This is a genomic window from Paenibacillus montanisoli (genome assembly GCF_003268025.1).
GTDB lineage: Bacteria > Bacillota > Bacilli > Paenibacillales > Paenibacillaceae > Paenibacillus_Z > Paenibacillus_Z montanisoli.
The window spans coordinates 235,808-251,371 of the sequence record NZ_QLUW01000004.1 but is presented as its reverse complement, the minus strand read 5'-3'; the positions used below and the strand labels follow the sequence as shown (position 1 = coordinate 251,371).

Genomic DNA, 15,564 nt, shown 5'->3' with positions numbered 1-15,564 from the left:
TCAAAGAATGATTCGTATTCTAGCCATCTTGAAAGACCATCGCGTTCAGCAGTTTGAGAGACTGGAGGACGTGGACAAGAACAGCGAGCATATCCAGTGGTTTTGGGCCGATTTCTGTACGCCGACGGGAGAAGAATCGAAGCTGCTGGACGACTATTTTCACTTCCATCCGCTTGCGATCGAGGACTGCCTGCTTTATTTGCAGCGCCCCAAATTGGACCATTACGAGGATGTTCACTTCTTTGTCGTCCACGCTATTAACGAGCAGACGCTGGAGACGCTGGAGGTCGACTTGTTCGTAGGCCCGAACTATCTGGTTACGTACCATCAAGATCCTCATCACGAGGTTGACCGCGCATGGGACAAGATTCTTCACAAGCCGCGAAAAGAAAAGCATGGCTGCCTGCATGCAGCCTATACGGTGATTGACGAGCTGGTGGATCAATATTTCCCGGCGCTGCAGGCGCTTGAGGACCAGTTGCTGGAGTTTGAAACCGAGGGAGGGGGCCAGGGCTTCCGAACCGATCTTACCCATGTGTTCGAAATCCGGACCAAGCTGCTGCGTTTGCGTAAAACAATCGTTCCGATGCGGGATCTTCTGTATCGCGTCATTAATTCACAGCGGATTGAAGCGCTCAAGCATTACCATATGTTCTTCACCGACATTTACGATCATCTGCTTAAGCTTTCGGAGATGGTTGAGTCTAACCGCGACATGACATCGGATTTGCGCGATCACTACATGTCGCTTAACGCCAACCGGATGAATGCGATCATGAAGGCGCTCACGGTCATTACGGTCATTTTCATGCCGCTGACGTTCATTGCCGGCATTTATGGCATGAATTTCGAGAACATGCCGGAGCTTAGCTGGCATTCGGGCTACTATCTGGTGCTGCTGTTCATGGCGCTGCTCGGTCTAGGCATGTTCGCCTGGTTCAAGTTCAAGGGCTGGTTTGAATAGAGGGGAAAGCCTTGGGGAACGGTAAGGAATACTACTCGCTCCCAAGGAGGCGGTACAAATGTCAAGACGAAGCCGGCGTAAACATCTAGTTCCGGGCGCAGATGCCCAGATGAGCGCGTTCAAGGCGGAAGTGATGCGCCGTGAAGGGTTTGTCGTGAACCCGAACCGGCCGGATGACGTGAAGTTCGAAGTCGCGAAATCGCTCGGCATTCCGCTTGAGCCGGGCTACAACGGCGAGCTGTCGACGGAATCGGCCGGTCAGATCGGCGGACAAATCGGCGGCGCCATGGTGAAAGAGCTTGTGCGGATGGCGCAGGAGAAGCTGGCGCGCCAGCGCACGCTAGATTAGAATCGATATCGTTTGTAATTTACGGGGAACCGTCAGCGCTGCTGGCGGTTCTTTTTTTGCGGAATGGGCGTCATTTTAAGAAGGCTTCATCTTCATTTCAGCTTCATTTCATGTTAGCCGGTTATGCTGGTGGCATCATGAAACGCTGAATGGGGGAAAACCGCGATGCCATCCGCAATACTGGTTATCGAGGACGATGCATATATTCAACAGCTGATCGCAGAATTTCTGCGGGATCAGCACTACGAAGTGGACGTAGCCAGCGACGGGATTGAGGGCTGGACCAAGTTCCAAGAGGGCGCGTATAATCTGGTCATTCTGGACCTGATGCTGCCGTCCATGCACGGGTACGACATTTGCCGCCGCATCCGGGAGCGATATGAGACGCCGGTCATCGTGCTGACGGCGCTTGGGGAGGAGAAGGATCAGCTGCGCGCATTCGAGGAGAAGGCCGACGATTACATCACCAAGCCGTTCTCCTTCCATGTGTTGATGAAGCGGGTGGAAGCCGTCCTTCGGCGAACGCGCAGCGCGCAGTCCGGGGAACAGTTATTTGACGGCAGGCTGCGGCTGGATGCCCATGCTTACAAAATCTTTGTCGATGGCAAGCTCATCGACACCACGACAAAGGAATTCGATATCCTGCACACGCTTGTACATAATGCGGGCCGGATCATGACAAGAGACATGCTGCTCGACAAGGTCTGGGGCTATGATTACTACGGCGATTCGCGCATCGTTGACGCCCATATCAAGAACATTCGCAAGAAGCTCGGCATATCCGTCATCCGCACGGTAAAAGGAGTCGGCTATTCGCTGGAGTCTGAGCTGGCGATGGTGGAAGGATGATCCGGCGCAAAGGGATCCGGTTCAAACTCTTTCTCGTCACGGCGGCGCTGCTTGTCGTCTCCGCGCTGCTCATGTATTTGACGCTCTACTTCATGCTGCCCGGCTATTATAAGAATATCAAGCAAGCCCGGTTGGAAAGCGGGGTCAGCGAGCTTGTTCAGGCGATTGACGGGCAAAGCGCGGAGACAGCCATCCCGCTTATGGCGCAGTTCGGGCAGGAGCATAACGCAGCCATCGTCATCCGCGACAAAGAGGGACAAGGCTACTACATTCCGCCGAATTTCCGGGGCATGAACAATTGGCTGTCGCGCAACGCCACATACCTCGGCATCCGCAGGCAGATGGAAGCGGGGCGGCTATTGGAAGGCCGTACGGACGGGCCGATCGGCGACGGGGATGGCGGCAAAGGCCCGATGATGCATATGCTCAGCGTCGAGAAGCAGATCCGGTTTGCGGAAAGCGGCGACGAGACGTACACGCTTTCGGTGGATGCTCCGCTGCAGCCGATCGGGGAAGCGGCCGGCGTAATTTTGCTGTTTCTGCCCTACATGCTGATACCGATCCTGCTGACCGCCGTCGGCGGCGCGTTCATCTATTCCCGCTTAATGGCGAAGCCGCTCTTGTCGCTGAACAAGGTTGCGCGGCGGTTGGCGAAGCTTGATTTCTCGGTGTCGAAGCCGGCGCTGACTACAAAAGACGAGCTCGGCGAGCTGTCGCTGAGCCTCAGCCGATTGGCGGTGAACCTGCAGCAGACGATGGGCGAGCTGCAGGAAGCCAACGATCAGCTGAAGAGCGATATCGAGCGCGAGCGCGAGCAGGAAGCGAAGCGGCGAGAGTTCGTGGCGACGATCTCGCACGAGCTGAAGACGCCGATCACCGCGGTCAGCGGCCAGCTGGAGGCGATGATCGCGAATGTCGGGTCGTATCGCGACAGGGATAAGTACCTGCGGCAATCCTACACGATTATGCGGGAGATGGATAAGCTGGTGCACGAGATCTTGGAGCTGTCGAAGCTGGAAAGCCGGGATTTCCTGCCGCTTATGAGAACGGTCGATTTGGCGGAGCTGGTTCGTGAGTCGATGGGCCACATGAGCTATCTCGCGGATGTGAAGCGGATGCGGCTGGAGTGCGAGCTCCCGGAGGAAGCGATGATCACGGCCGACGAGCGGCTCATGTCCAAGGCCGTGGCGAACATTATCACGAATGCCGTCCAATATTCCGGCGACGCGGAGCGGGTTGTCGTCCGATTGCTGGAGGAGGCCGCGGACGAGAAGCGCGAGCCGTTACGTCCGTGGTACCGGCTTGAGGTGCTCAATACCGGCGTGCAGGTGGACGAGACGAAGCTGCCGCGGCTGTTCGAGCCGTTCTACCGGGCCGAGCAGTCGCGCAGCCGCTCGACCGGCGGCAGCGGCCTGGGCCTCTATATCGTAAGCAAGGTGCTCGACGCGCATGGCGCCGAATACAGCATCGCCAATACGCCTGAAGGCGTGCGGTTCTGCGTGCGCGTTCAAGGCGCGGCTTAAAGTGGGGCCACGAGCAGCACAGGCGGAGAGGAGCGCTCGTAGAGCGCTACATTAGTGCGGAAAGGGTGAAATTGGTGGGGAAGAAGCGCCTCCAGGGCGCTACATCGGCGTGAAAAGGGCACTATGATGGAAAAGAAGCGCTCTAGGAGCGCTACATCAGCGGTGGAAGGAATTATTGGCGGAAAGATGTGTCTCCAGAGCGCTACATTGGTGCGAAAAGGGCACTATGATGGAAAAGAAGCGCTCTCGGAGCACTACATCGGCGATGGAAGGAAATATTGGTGGAAAGAAGTGTCTCCAGAGCGCTACATCATCCGTGGAAGGACCTCTCTTGGGGCTACTTTCGCCTCTTTCCCGTTCATGTGCGGTAACTGTTACCTCACTTGGGGCTACTTTCGCCTCTTTCCCACCTATGTGCGGTAACTGTTACCTCACTTGGGGCTGCTTCCGCCTTTTTCTCACCTATGTGCGGTAACTGTTACCTCACTTGGGGCTACTTTCGCCTCTTTCAGACAGGGGAAGAAGGTGTCTCCAGAGCGCTACATCGACGTGAATAAGGAACAATTGTGGTGAAGAAGTGCCTCTATAGCGCTACATCGGCGTGAAAATGGCACTATGATGGAAAAGTAGCGCTCTCGGAGCGCTACCTACACAGGGCGCGAAAAGGGCCACGGCGGAGAGGAGCCTCTAGACCCCATTGAGGGGGGGGAGCCGCTCCGCTTTTTTGCCTCTGCAATTGTTTTTAGATGCTGTCACGAACGACAGCGAGTGTCCGTTCTTTGAGCTGTATAATTTCGGCGATCAAAGCGGTGCGTCTGGCGGCAAACTGCTCCTTCTTCGCAGCATCCTTTAATCCGGCCAAGTTAATGTCGACGGTCAGCAGCGCGGACTGTCCGGCCGCCTCCAGCAGCAAGGCTCCGATACCGAGATCGGAAATGACATGCGGATTCGTGCACGCGGCGATGCCGTGCGTAGCTTGCAGCCCAGCCCGGCAAACTTCCATGAGCCGGAGCGGCACTTCAATAGCTGCAATGGCTGCACCATGGATGGCGTCTCGGCGCGAAGCTTGCTCGTCCGCAGTTTCTTTGGGCAGCTTCAACGCATGCATGTATCCGTCGAACGCTTTGATGTCGGCCGCGAGCAGCGCTTCGCACTCCTGCGTCAAAGGCTCCAGCGCATGCAAGGCCGCTATTATTTCCGGCCGGACATCAGCGAATTTATCGCCTTGGGTGAGGTGGGCGGCCATTGCCGTCATGGCCGTGCCAAGCGCCGCGACAACCGCGGCTGCGCTTCCGCCGCCCGGCGTTGGATTGGAGCTGGCTGCCTGCTGCAGAAATCGGCGTATCGTATCGTCCCAGGTCACTTGGGTCATGGTTTCACGGCTCCTTTTTGCTCGGCTTGAAGATCCATTGCTTTCATCAGGTTGCGGAAAAGCATGGCGGTCGTCAGCGTGCCGACACCGCCGGGCACCGGCGAGAAAGCGGAAACCGCTTCGCTTAGATCGGCCGCGGCATCGCCGCAAATCGAGCCGTCCGCAAGCTCGTTGATGCCCGCATCGACGACGGTTAAGGCGCGATGAACCATTTTGGCCGTTATGGTATTCGGTTTGCCGACGGCGACGATCGCGATGTCCGCCCTCTCTAATTGCGAGGCAATGTCAGGCGTCCGCGAATGACAGACCGTAACGGTTGCCTGCTCCCGTTGCAGCAGATGGAAGAGAGGAAGCCCGACGGTCTGGCCCCGGCCGACCAAAGTGACGTTCCGTCCCTCGAGCGCATAGCCGTAATGCTTCAGCAGTGCGATGCAAGCTTGAGGCGTTGCGGGGTGAAGCCCTTTGCCGCTGCCTGTGAAGACGGCCAGCTTGTTCGCGGGCGTGACGCCGTCGATATCTTTGGCAGGCGCAATAGCGGCCTCGATCGCTGCTGCCGTTAGATGGCGCGGCAGTGGCAGCTCCAGCATGATCCCGTGAACCCCCTCATCCGCGTTTAGCTCCTCAATGACCTTCAAAAGCTCCTCTTCCGTAACGGTAGAGGGGAAGGAGCGAAGCCGGAAGGCAACTCCGAGCTTCTCCGCGACCTTCTGTTTGGAACGAGCGTAATAGGCGGACGCTGGGTCGCCCTCGACTAGTAGTGTCGCCAGAGCAGGCTGTTTTCCATTCTTCTTCCATTCCTCCACTCGGGTGCGGATATCCGCATAAACGTGTTCCGCCGCATCCTTTCCTTTCAGCAGCATAGCCATGGTTCATCTTCTCCTTCGTCCGTGTAATCATCGGAATAAAAGAAAAAGCATCCGCAAGCAGGCGTGTCACAGGACACGGCCAACCGCGAATACTTTCCCCAGGCGAACGGTGTATTCCGGTCCGCATGCTCCCTCGTGGTCGCTTCCACTGATTTCGCCAGTCGCATGCAGCGTTATTTTCTAAGAGTGTAGCATAAGTTGACGGAGAAGTTCCATATCTATATGGAATGGATTCCCTGCGCTGTATATACTGATAATATAAAGTTTTCTGGAGCCGGAAATCGGAGCAGGGTTGAAGGAGGAAACGACAGCGTGAACGAATCTTTTTCGGCGGAGCGCCGGTTAGCGTGTTTGGAGCGGATGTCATCGGAGCTGCTCGATGTGCTCATTATCGGAGGCGGCATTACCGGCGCGGGCATCGCATGGGATGCCTCGCGGCGCGGCCTTCGGACAGGTCTTGTGGAAATGGGCGACTTCGCGCAGGGTACGAGCAGCCGTTCGACGAAACTGGTGCACGGCGGGCTGCGGTATTTGAAGCAGGGCGAGGTGAAGCTGGTGGCGGAAGTGGGACGCGAGCGGGCGCTCCTGCATAAGCATGCGCCGCATGTCGTGACGCCGATGCCGATGCTGATGCCGGTCTATAAGGGCGGCACTTACGGCTACTTGGCTTCCGCCATTGGATTGTATATCTATGACCGGCTCGCGAGAGTGAAGCGCGCGGAACGGCGGCGGATGTACCGCCGTGAACGGACGGAGGAGCTGGAGCCGCTGCTTAAGCGCGAGGGGCTGCGCGGATCGGGCTATTATTACGAGTACCGGACGGACGATGCCCGGCTGACGCTTGAGGTGATGAAGACGGCGCATCGGCACGGCGCGGAAATCGTCAATTACGCGAAGGTGGAGGAAATGCTATACCGTGACGGCGTTGTGTGCGGAGCTCGTATCTCGGATGTGCGCAGCGGCAAGCGCTATGATGTGTATGCGCGCAAGATCGTCAATGCGGCCGGCCCGTGGGTCGATCATGTCCGCCGGTTGGATGGCGAGGTGGCGGGCAAACGGCTCATGCTGACGAAAGGCGTGCATCTGGTCGTCGATTATGCGCGGCTGCCGGTGCGGCAGGCCGTGTATATCGATGTTCCGGATGGCAGGATGATCTTCATTATTCCGCGGGACGGCAAAACGTACATCGGGACAACCGATACGTTCTATCATGATCATCCCGGAGCCGTCTTGGCCACGCGCGCGGACCGCGATTATTTGCTGCGTGCGGCCAATTCCGCTTTCCCGTCGGCGAAGCTTGAGGAAACGGATGTGGAGTCGTGCTGGGCAGGAGTTCGGCCGCTCATTCACGAAGAGGGAAAGAACCCTTCGGAAATTTCCCGCAAGGATGAGCTGTTCATTTCGGAAAAGGGGCTCATTACAATCGCCGGCGGCAAGCTGACGGGCTTCCGCAAAATGGCCGAGAAGGTCGTCGATCTCGTGGCCGGCGAGATCGGCCAAGGGACCGGCCGGAAGTTTGGCCGCTGCACGACAGGCGAAGAAACGCTCTCCGGGGGTGACGCCGGCGGCTTCGGCTCGTTCGACGAGCTGCGGCAGGAGCTGCTTAGCCAAGGAGCGAAGCTCGGCGTGCGGGAGGAATTGCTGATCGCTTGGGTCACGAGGTACGGCAGCAACGCGGCGCATATCATGACGCGGTATGCCGCGCTGCGGGTTGGCGAGAGCGGGGAGTCGGGCGTCGCGGCCGGGGCTGCAGGTCCCGCGCCAGCGCCTGCTCCGGCACCGGCGGCCGCATCGGCGGCGGAGCAGGCCCAATCCCGAGCTGCGCATATGCCGTCTGCGGCCAGATCGGCAAGCGGCCGCATTACGGTGTCGCTCGGGCCTGCCGCCGCTTCGGCAGCGGTTTCCGCGGCAATCGTGCGCGGAGACTGCGGCGAGGCATCCGAACGCGCGCTGCGGGCCGAGTTGGACTACGCCATCGAAGAGGAGATGACGTGCAGCGCGGTCGACTTTCTGCTGCGGCGGACGAGTATGATCCTTTTTGACCGCAGGCAGGCGGAAGCGCTCGTGCAGCCTGTGCTTCGCCTGATGGGGCAGCGATTCTGCTGGAGCGAGACGCAGTATAGGGCGGAGTTGGCGCGCGTGGAGACGGAGTTGAAGGCGGCGACGGAATTTCCGGATCGAACGCAAGAATAATTGCCGGTATTGAGGCTTGATAACGAGGAGCGAAGATGACGATGGAGCACTATATATTGGCATTGGACGAGGGAACAACCTCTTGCCGGGCGATTCTGTTTGACGAGCGGGGGTGCGGGATTGCCTCGGCGCAGCAGGAGTTCGCCTCCGTTTTCCCGCAGGCGGGATGGGTCGAGCAGGATGCGGAAGAAATATGGCGAACGCAGCTTCAGGCGATGCGCGATGCCGCTTCCGGCGTAGCGGTGGAGCAAATCCGCGCGATCGGCATCACCAACCAGCGGGAGACGCTTGTGGTGTGGGACCGGCAGACGGGCGAGCCTCTTCACCCGGCGATCGTCTGGCAGTGCCGCCGGACGAGCGCGTTATGCGAGTCGCTGCGGGCGGAAGGCTGGGAGGACGAGGTTCGCGCCCGGACGGGTCTGGTGCTCGATCCGTACTTTTCCGGCACGAAGCTCAAGTGGCTGCTCGATGAAGTACCGGGGCTTCGCGAGCAAGCGGAGCAAGGCAGGGTGTTGGCCGGTACGATCGACTGCTGGCTCATCTGGAAGCTGACGGATGGGGCGATCCATGCCACGGATGTCTCGAATGCGTCGCGTACAATGCTATTTAACATTCATACGCTGGAATGGGATGCCGATATCCTGGCTAAACTCGGCATTCCCGCGGCGATGCTGCCGGAGGTGAAACCGTCGAGCGGCATCTTCGGCTATACTCGCTTACTTGGCGGCGCAGCTGATGGCCCTGGCATTCCGATCGCGGGTGTCGCCGGCGATCAGCAGGCGGCGTTGTTCGGGCAGTGCTGCTTCGATGAAGGCGCAGCCAAGAACACCTACGGTACAGGCTGCTTCCTGCTCAAAAATACCGGCGATTCGCCGGTTGCCTCGTCGAAAGGCTTGCTTACGACGATTGCATGGCAGCTGAACGGCCGTACCACCTACGCGCTTGAGGGCAGCGTATTCACCGCAGGCTCCGTCGTACAGTGGCTGCGCGACGGGCTCGGTCTGATTGCGCACGCGTCGGATACCGAAGCGCTCGCGGCCTCGGTGGCCGATACGCTCGGCGTCTATTTCGTGCCGGCCTTCACCGGGCTTGGCACGCCGTATTGGAACGCGGAGGCGCGCGGCATGATCACCGGCCTGACGCGCGGAACGACTTCGGCGCATCTGGTGCGCGCGGCGCTGGAGTCCATCGCATACCAGACCGCCGACGTGCTGAATACGATGACCGAGGAGTCCGGACTGCCGCTGCGGGAGCTGCGGGTCGACGGCGGCGCGGTCGCGAACGGCCTGTTGATGCAGTTCCAGGCCGACCTGCTTGGCGTATCCGTCATCCGGCCGGTCATGCTGGAGACGACGGCGCTCGGGGCCGCGTATTTGGCCGGACTAGGCGTCGGCTTCTGGAGCGGCATCGACGAGCTGCGCGGACTATGGGCGCTGGACCGAACATTCGAGCCGGCGTCGGACGAGGCATGGCGAAATCAAGTGTACGCCGGCTGGCAAAAGGCGGTTGGCTACCAGCTATAGCTTAGAAGCAGAATCGGGCGAGTGAGTCCGGTTCTGCTGTCCAAGCTCCGGCCTATCCTATAGCCGACGAACGTTTCTAGCGCGTATAACGTGCTTTTTTTTGATGTGCGAACGGGACGCCGTGTAAATTCGAAAGTAATCGCGCAAAATAAACGCAGCAGTATCCGCTTCCTCAAATTCGTTCTTTACCGATCGTTCTCAATATGATAAGCTTGCAATCGAAAGGAGGGGTAAGACGTGGCCAGAAGCAAGGAATTCGATGAAGATGCCGTATTGCTCAAGGCCATGCGGTTATTCTGGGAACAAGGCTATGAGAAAACATCAATGGCGAACCTGGTCGAACACATGGGGGTTCACAAGCGAAGCCTGTATGATACATTCGGAGATAAGCATTCTTTGTACATCAAGGCATTGCAACGCTACAGCAAGATGATGGAGGATAAACGAATTCCCGTCGACAACCTTTCTGCAGCGGAAGCAATAAGGCTGCTGTTAGAAACGGCCTTGCGGCCGATGAACGAAGCAACCCCCAAAGGCTGCTTGCTGGTCAATACGGCAGTCGAGTTGGCGCTAAATGATCCGGAGTGCAAGGAATGGGTCAATCAACGCATGACCGGTACCGAGCAGTTCATTTGTGAGTTGATAAAAAAAGGCCAGCATTCAGGGGAACTCGACAAGACACTCGATGCGGAACAACTGTCGCGTTATTTCAATAATGCCTTCATAGGGCTGCGGGTTATGGTGAAGACAACAGACGACAAAGAAAGGCTAAGGAGCATTATTGAAACAACGATGTCCGTACTGAAGAAGAACTAAATTTTTTTCATCATTCTAGAACGATCGTTCTCAAATGAATTGGAGGAATGACGGCATTATGAATCAACCATTTTCGTTGCCCGATACGACGGCCGCAATCAAAGAGAAACCTGTAACCAGTATTCTGGGCTTTACCATCATTCTGGTCATCATGAATACGATGATGTTCAACTTGGCGCTTCCTAAAGTCGCTGCTCAATTCGCAATAAGTCCTTCGACGACGTCATGGATCGTGACGGGCTATTCGATCGTTTTTGCCATTTCATCGATTACGTACAGCAGACTGTCCGATTATATTTCAATCCGATCGCTTTTTACTGCGGCTCTGCTGTCGCTCGGCATTGGTTCCGTAATCGGTTTGTTCAGCGAAGGATTCGGAGTTTTGCTTGGCGCGAGACTGATTCAAGCTTCGGGGGCAGGAGCGATTCCGTCGCTTGGCATCGTCCTCCTCACTCGTTATATCCCATTGTCCCGCCGAGGCAAAGCGATGTCGATCATGCTGTCTGCCAGCGCCTTAGGTCTGGGACTCGGTCCAGTCATCGGCGGTTTTGCGGTACAGTATCTGGGCTGGCATTCTTTGTTCGTCATAACCGGCCTCACCCTATTCCTTATACCGGTCTTCCTTCGTATGCTTCCCAACGAGGTATCGTCCAGCGGAACGTTTGATTTCATTGGAGCCATACTGCTTGGCATTGGGACGACGGGATTGCTGCTCTTCCTCACATCCAAAAACTTGGCGGCGCTGCTGGTCGGCCTGCTCGTCCTGGTGCTGTTCGTTTACCGGATCCGTACTGCGGCGAATCCTTTCGTACTGCCGGAACTATTCCGCGACAAGCCATACCTGGCACTAATGGCCATCGGTATCGGGGCTTACATGGTCAGCTTCTCATTCTTGTTCATTGCCCCTCAGCTGTTGTCCCGCATCTATGGTTTGGCTCCAGGCGCTTCAGGGCTAGTTTTGTTCCCCGGCGCGCTGCTTGCAATGATCGTATCTACTCGTGTCGGGCGCATTATCGACCGCTATGGCAACCAAGATCTGATCCGAATCGTGCCTTGGCTGCTCTTACTCTCAGTCATATTGATGGCCTTGATGGCGACAAATTCTTTTTATGCCATCGTGGTTGTCTATATGATGTTAAGCGTCAGCTTCGGTGCGATTACCAGCGCCGTCTCCAACGAGCTATCGCGCTTGCTTCCGAAAGAACGAGTCGGTTCTGGGATGGGGCTTTTCCAGCTGCTTCAGTTTTTCAGCGGAGCGTTTGGGGTCGCGCTCTCCGGCAGCGCGCTTGTATGGCAGCGTGCATTGCCGCCGGTTCGTGCGTTCGATAATTTGATTTGGGGATTGGCTGTTGTTGCGCTTATTTCCATCGTGAGCGCATTTATATACCGCCGATATACGGCAGGCAGGGCGATAGCCGTAAACCATTGATGAATACCGGGGAGTTGGCCGAGGGCCAGCTCTCTTTCGCTGCATAGACTAGTTAATTTCCCGATATATCCCCTGTATTCGTAATGCGGCTGCTTACGGCGATTTCCGTTACAAGCTGGGGATAATAAGTTTCGCGCCAAAGCTTCAGTTTATCGAATGCCAGCTTATTTCTGAAATGGTCGCCCGTCCCAAGGGCATCTGATGGATAGGATTGAAGCTGCTTGAATAACTGTTTATATTTCTTCGCCATATCCTCAGAAAACGCTGCCTCTATTTGCTGCTCGTTTAAACCTCCGTTATTCTCGATAAGATGCAGCGAAATGTCCATATGCATCCGCAGAACAGGGCGTTGGTCTCGCCAAAAGGTACGGATATGATTGTCGCAATCGACGATCGCCACGCTTGCTTGACGGATCACTTGAACGACGGAGCCTTGAAACAGCTCATAGAATAAGTTGACGAGCAGCGATTGTTCCCTCGTTATGTCCCCCATCATCCTTTCCTTCGACATGACGCCTGAGCCTAGGAACTCAAGCATGGTCGTTTTGCCGGAATGCAGGATCGGGATGGTGATATCTTGCGTATCCGAATGAATGGCGCCGAACGTTTCCCAAAGATAAGCCAGATTAATTTCGGGGCTCCAGCCCGCGTTTTTATTGAAAAAATCCAATAGTGCGCTTCCGTCCGTTTGGATGGATTCGCCCGTATGCTCCAGAATTTGTTCCATATCCTCTGATGTGATCGCTACAAGCGCCTTCGTCGGCATATGCTGGCTTCGAATCATATAGGCCATTTCCTCGCGAATGCCTTCTTCGGCAACCTTGCGGTCGAACAAAACCAATTGAAGGTGCATAAAGTCGATGCCGGCTTCGATGTCGGAGTCGATTTCGTTCAGTGCCTTGCTGATCGTGTCCGCTTCTCTATAGTACACCTTGGAAATCAGCTTGCGGGAAACGGGAAGAGGAATTTGCACATGAATCCGATATTTCTTGACCTTACCATAGGAAATGCCCATGACGATGGGAAGCACGCGATGGTTGACATCCTTGATGTTCCAACAGCCCGGTAAAATGATCACACAAGCGAACAATAGGAGCAGGGTACGTGACAGGCGCATCATTTTGACAAAACTCGCTTTCTCTCTTGTCTTTCTATAAACCCTCCCCGCAAAAAGACAGCAATCGGAACCACGATGTAAATCGCCAGGCGAAACCAAGTATCCGCCGTAAATATTTCAATATACCTGTTCCAGCTTGGAATGACGAGGCTGAGGATATAGACAATCAGGCAAAGACCGTACCTGATGTATTTCTCTCGCCAAACCGGTATCATTTTATGAACCATGAGCGCTGACGAATATAGCGTAAAGGTAGAAATGGTCATCACAAAAGCAAGCAGCGCAACGGCGTAAAATAACGAAATGCGATCAAAAATGGTCCAGGAAATATTAACGGAATCAAAGCTGGTCATCAAAGGGAAGTACATGAGTTTCGCTGCGTTCAATCCATAAATCGAGATGGGAATATAAACGATGATCACGTACAGCAATGCAATGACGCCCAGACTCAGCAAGATGGGCAGAATTTTAACCTTGCATATGGGAGGCAGCATGCCCAGAAGCAAAAAAGGGCAGATGGAAAACAAGGTAATGAACAATTTCCCTTCCGCCAAAAAATCCATGCTCGCATTTACGAGCGGAAATACTTTGACGAAAGTGGCATTCGGGATGCATGCGCCAATGGCGAATAATAGAATGGGAAAGTTGATGAGCGTCAACAACGTGCTGGCCCGCATGATGCCCTGTGGACCAATCGAGGCTCCATATAGCATAAGCAGACACAGAAACGCCAATATGGCATGAATGGGCGAACTCGCGATGAACACGATAATCATCAGTTCGGCAAAGAACCGAATAGCCAAAACCGGAATCAGCATAAGAAATGCGACAAGAGGCACTAGCAGCGCCGTGCTGATCCACTTGCCGAGAGGCAGAAATAAATCCGCATAATCCTTGCTGCCGGCTTTGCGCAGGCCTAGAAGCAGCAGCAACAGCAGCGCTAGTTCGATCAGGATATTGAAGAATACAGGCTCCCAATGGCCATATTCGGTAGCATGAAGCATCGATCGCGAATAAGCGGCAAAGAGGATGCTGCAATGTGCCGCAATAAAGAATATAGGAGCAGTCATAACGGCAACCCATCGATTGATCATTTGCGACACTTCTTTCTTGGCGTCATTGACCCAGCTTCTTGGGAGAGAGAACGTTCATAAACGGAACACCGAATCGCTGCAAGCTGCAAGCGTAATAACAGACTCCGATAAACGAGGCAAATAAGCCGAAAATGCCGAATATGCCTGACAGCAAAATAATGCCCGTCCTTAGAATCCGAACCACTAGCGTATTCAAATAATGCGGAAACGCAAAATTGGCTGTAATCGAGGACGCTAACACGATAATGACCAAGCTGCTGACCAGCTTTGCATCAACGATGGCTTGGCCGAGAACAATGCCTCCGATCAACGTATTCGCCGCAGCTATGCTTTTCGGTAAACGCTGCGTCGCTTCGATGATGATTTCGCTAATAATCAGAAGCAGCAGCATCTCTAAAAAAGTAGGAAGAGGAATACCGATCCGGCTGGAGGCAATGGAGAGGGCGAGCTCAATTCGCAAGGTCTCCGGATTAACGGAAACCAGCGCCACATATAGCCCCGGCGTCATCAGAGCGATTAGAATGCTAAGCAAGCGCAAAGAACGCAGCGCGGTCATAACGAACAGAGGAAGCTGTCGATCCCAATCCAAGGCAATAAAATCCGAGAATAGCAAAGGGAGAACATACGCTGTAGGCTCGCCGTCGATCAATAGAACGACTCTGCCATTCATCATGGACGCGACTGCCTGTCCGGGAATTTCCGTTTTATGATAAGGCGACACTAAATGATACCGGTTATAGCCGAAAAAACGGATCAGGTCTTGTCCGTTCCGGAGATCTTGTCCGGCAGCCTTTTTCAAAGCATGCCTGACAGCTTCCAACAAATCTTTATCCACGCATTCCGACAAATACACTAAAGAGGCTTCTCTCGTTCCGATCCCTTTGAATTGATATCCTTCAACTTCTAAGTAAGGCGAATGAATCGTTTTGCGAAGGATCCCGATGTTCGTGGTTAACGGCTCCATGAAGACCAACGCCGATGAAAAAGGCATGGTCTCGTTTTCCGCTTTATCGATCGCTCTTTCCAGCGTTTTGGGCTTACCTTGAAAGCTGAAAGCCCGATCAGCATCGGAGTCGATTAAGACGACTTTCCCCTGCAGCAGCACATCCAAAGCTTCCGGAACCCACTCTTGTCCTAATAAGTGAACATAGATATCTTCATAGGCAGCTTCCGTGGTTAGGCCGCAATTCGAAATATATGCGATGGTTTCCTCCCAGTTCACGATGGATTCGTAGCCGACCATCCACATGGTTATCGATCCAACCCGCAACTGTTCGATTTTTAAATCGTGCTGGGTTCTGCATTTGCTTTTTATCGTGTCGACATATGTTCCCATCGGCGCACCTCACGAAAGTATTTTTTTCCCAGCCGATAGAAAATATTCAATACACAACTAGCGAAGGCTGCCGGCAGATGGTTCGGCAGCCTTCGTGATCCGCACATGTGCGGCAAAGCGGCGAAATTGAGAC

13 protein-coding genes and 1 riboswitch are annotated in these 15,564 nt (G+C 55.2%); of the genes, 8 read left to right on the top strand and 5 right to left on the bottom strand.

Annotated features, from left to right (window positions below; genetic code table 11):
• Window positions 1-7: 7 nt before the first annotated feature.
• The 4 genes from corA to DL346_RS20810 all read left to right on the top strand — a co-directional run bounded on the left by corA (window position 8) and on the right by DL346_RS20810 (window position 3,685).
• On the top strand, window positions 8-964 hold the full coding sequence (gene corA, locus DL346_RS20825; protein ID WP_112884300.1) for a magnesium/cobalt transporter CorA: 957 nt from the start codon (window positions 8-10) through the stop codon (window positions 962-964).
• Window positions 965-1,022: 58 nt separating this feature from the next.
• Entirely contained in the window at window positions 1,023-1,313 is a 291-nt protein-coding gene (locus DL346_RS20820) for a small, acid-soluble spore protein, alpha/beta type (protein WP_112884299.1), read from the top strand.
• Window positions 1,314-1,478: 165 nt separating this feature from the next.
• Window positions 1,479-2,162, top strand: a complete 684-nt coding sequence (locus DL346_RS20815) for a response regulator transcription factor (protein WP_112884298.1) — start codon at window positions 1,479-1,481, stop codon at window positions 2,160-2,162.
• Window positions 2,159-3,685, top strand: a complete 1,527-nt coding sequence (locus tag DL346_RS20810; protein WP_240633336.1) for a sensor histidine kinase — start codon at window positions 2,159-2,161, stop codon at window positions 3,683-3,685. The genes DL346_RS20815 and DL346_RS20810 overlap by 4 nt, the downstream gene beginning before the upstream one ends.
• A gap of 742 nt (window positions 3,686-4,427) precedes the next feature.
• Here DL346_RS20810 and DL346_RS20800 read toward each other — a convergent pair.
• Together DL346_RS20800 and DL346_RS20795 are read right to left on the bottom strand one after the other, a co-directional pair.
• A complete protein-coding gene (locus DL346_RS20800) occupies window positions 4,428-5,057 on the bottom strand; it encodes a cyclodeaminase/cyclohydrolase family protein (protein WP_112884296.1) in 630 nt (209 codons plus the stop codon).
• Window positions 5,054-5,923, bottom strand: a complete 870-nt coding sequence (locus DL346_RS20795; RefSeq protein WP_112884295.1) for a bifunctional 5,10-methylenetetrahydrofolate dehydrogenase/5,10-methenyltetrahydrofolate cyclohydrolase — start codon at window positions 5,921-5,923, stop codon at window positions 5,054-5,056. Before DL346_RS20795 ends, DL346_RS20800 begins: the two co-directional genes overlap by 4 nt.
• Window positions 5,924-6,012: 89 nt before the next feature.
• A riboswitch (ZMP/ZTP riboswitch) is annotated at window positions 6,013-6,098 on the bottom strand.
• Window positions 6,099-6,235: 137 nt separating this feature from the next.
• Between DL346_RS20795 and DL346_RS29570 the strand changes: the two genes are divergently transcribed.
• The 4 genes from DL346_RS29570 to DL346_RS20770 all read left to right on the top strand — a co-directional run bounded on the left by DL346_RS29570 (window position 6,236) and on the right by DL346_RS20770 (window position 11,884).
• Window positions 6,236-8,116: a glycerol-3-phosphate dehydrogenase/oxidase gene (locus DL346_RS29570; RefSeq protein ID WP_276311574.1), complete on the top strand. Its 1,881-nt coding sequence runs from the start codon at window positions 6,236-6,238 to the stop codon at window positions 8,114-8,116.
• Between the two features lie 35 nt (window positions 8,117-8,151).
• Window positions 8,152-9,639, top strand: coding sequence for a glycerol kinase GlpK (gene glpK / locus DL346_RS20780; RefSeq protein ID WP_112884294.1), 1,488 nt, complete (start codon window positions 8,152-8,154; stop codon window positions 9,637-9,639).
• A 237-nt stretch (window positions 9,640-9,876) separates the two neighbouring features.
• The gene (locus DL346_RS20775; RefSeq protein WP_112884293.1) at window positions 9,877-10,455 is read left to right on the top strand and encodes a TetR/AcrR family transcriptional regulator; all 579 of its coding nucleotides are present in this window, start codon (window positions 9,877-9,879) and stop codon (window positions 10,453-10,455) included.
• 58 nt (window positions 10,456-10,513) lie between these two features.
• Window positions 10,514-11,884: an MFS transporter gene (locus tag DL346_RS20770; protein WP_112884292.1), complete on the top strand. Its 1,371-nt coding sequence runs from the start codon at window positions 10,514-10,516 to the stop codon at window positions 11,882-11,884.
• Between the two features lie 52 nt (window positions 11,885-11,936).
• Here the strand turns inward: DL346_RS20770 and DL346_RS20765 are convergent, their stop codons facing one another.
• The 3 genes from DL346_RS20765 to DL346_RS20755 are packed head-to-tail and all read right to left on the bottom strand — an operon-like array spanning window position 11,937 to window position 15,431.
• Window positions 11,937-13,001 carry a Ger(x)C family spore germination protein gene (locus DL346_RS20765; RefSeq protein ID WP_240633363.1) on the bottom strand — a complete coding sequence of 355 codons (1,065 nt, stop codon included), beginning with the start codon at window positions 12,999-13,001 and terminating at the stop codon, window positions 11,937-11,939.
• Complete coding sequence (locus DL346_RS20760; protein ID WP_112884290.1) at window positions 13,001-14,095, bottom strand: GerAB/ArcD/ProY family transporter; 1,095 nt, start codon at window positions 14,093-14,095, stop codon at window positions 13,001-13,003. Before DL346_RS20760 ends, DL346_RS20765 begins: the two co-directional genes overlap by 1 nt.
• A gap of 22 nt (window positions 14,096-14,117) precedes the next feature.
• Complete coding sequence (locus DL346_RS20755; RefSeq protein WP_112884289.1) at window positions 14,118-15,431, bottom strand: spore germination protein; 1,314 nt, start codon at window positions 15,429-15,431, stop codon at window positions 14,118-14,120.
• Window positions 15,432-15,564: the final 133 nt, after the last annotated feature.

What these genes read in the sequence shown, in the direction of transcription:
- corA (WP_112884300.1), top strand. Translation starts at nt 8, where the DNA reads ATGATTCGTATTCTAGCCATCTTGAAAGACCATCGCGTTCAGCAGTTT.
- DL346_RS20820 (WP_112884299.1), top strand. Translation starts at nt 1,023, where the DNA reads ATGTCAAGACGAAGCCGGCGTAAACATCTAGTTCCGGGCGCAGATGCC.
- DL346_RS20815 (WP_112884298.1), top strand. Translation starts at nt 1,479, where the DNA reads ATGCCATCCGCAATACTGGTTATCGAGGACGATGCATATATTCAACAG.
- DL346_RS20810 (WP_240633336.1), top strand. Translation starts at nt 2,159, where the DNA reads ATGATCCGGCGCAAAGGGATCCGGTTCAAACTCTTTCTCGTCACGGCG.
- DL346_RS20800 (WP_112884296.1), bottom strand. Translation starts at nt 5,057, where the DNA reads ATGACCCAAGTGACCTGGGACGATACGATACGCCGATTTCTGCAGCAG.
- DL346_RS20795 (WP_112884295.1), bottom strand. Translation starts at nt 5,923, where the DNA reads ATGGCTATGCTGCTGAAAGGAAAGGATGCGGCGGAACACGTTTATGCG.
- glpK (WP_112884294.1), top strand. Translation starts at nt 8,152, where the DNA reads ATGACGATGGAGCACTATATATTGGCATTGGACGAGGGAACAACCTCT.
- DL346_RS20770 (WP_112884292.1), top strand. Translation starts at nt 10,514, where the DNA reads ATGAATCAACCATTTTCGTTGCCCGATACGACGGCCGCAATCAAAGAG.
- DL346_RS20765 (WP_240633363.1), bottom strand. Translation starts at nt 13,001, where the DNA reads ATGCGCCTGTCACGTACCCTGCTCCTATTGTTCGCTTGTGTGATCATT.
- DL346_RS20760 (WP_112884290.1), bottom strand. Translation starts at nt 14,095, where the DNA reads ATGATCAATCGATGGGTTGCCGTTATGACTGCTCCTATATTCTTTATT.
- DL346_RS20755 (WP_112884289.1), bottom strand. Translation starts at nt 15,431, where the DNA reads ATGGGAACATATGTCGACACGATAAAAAGCAAATGCAGAACCCAGCAC.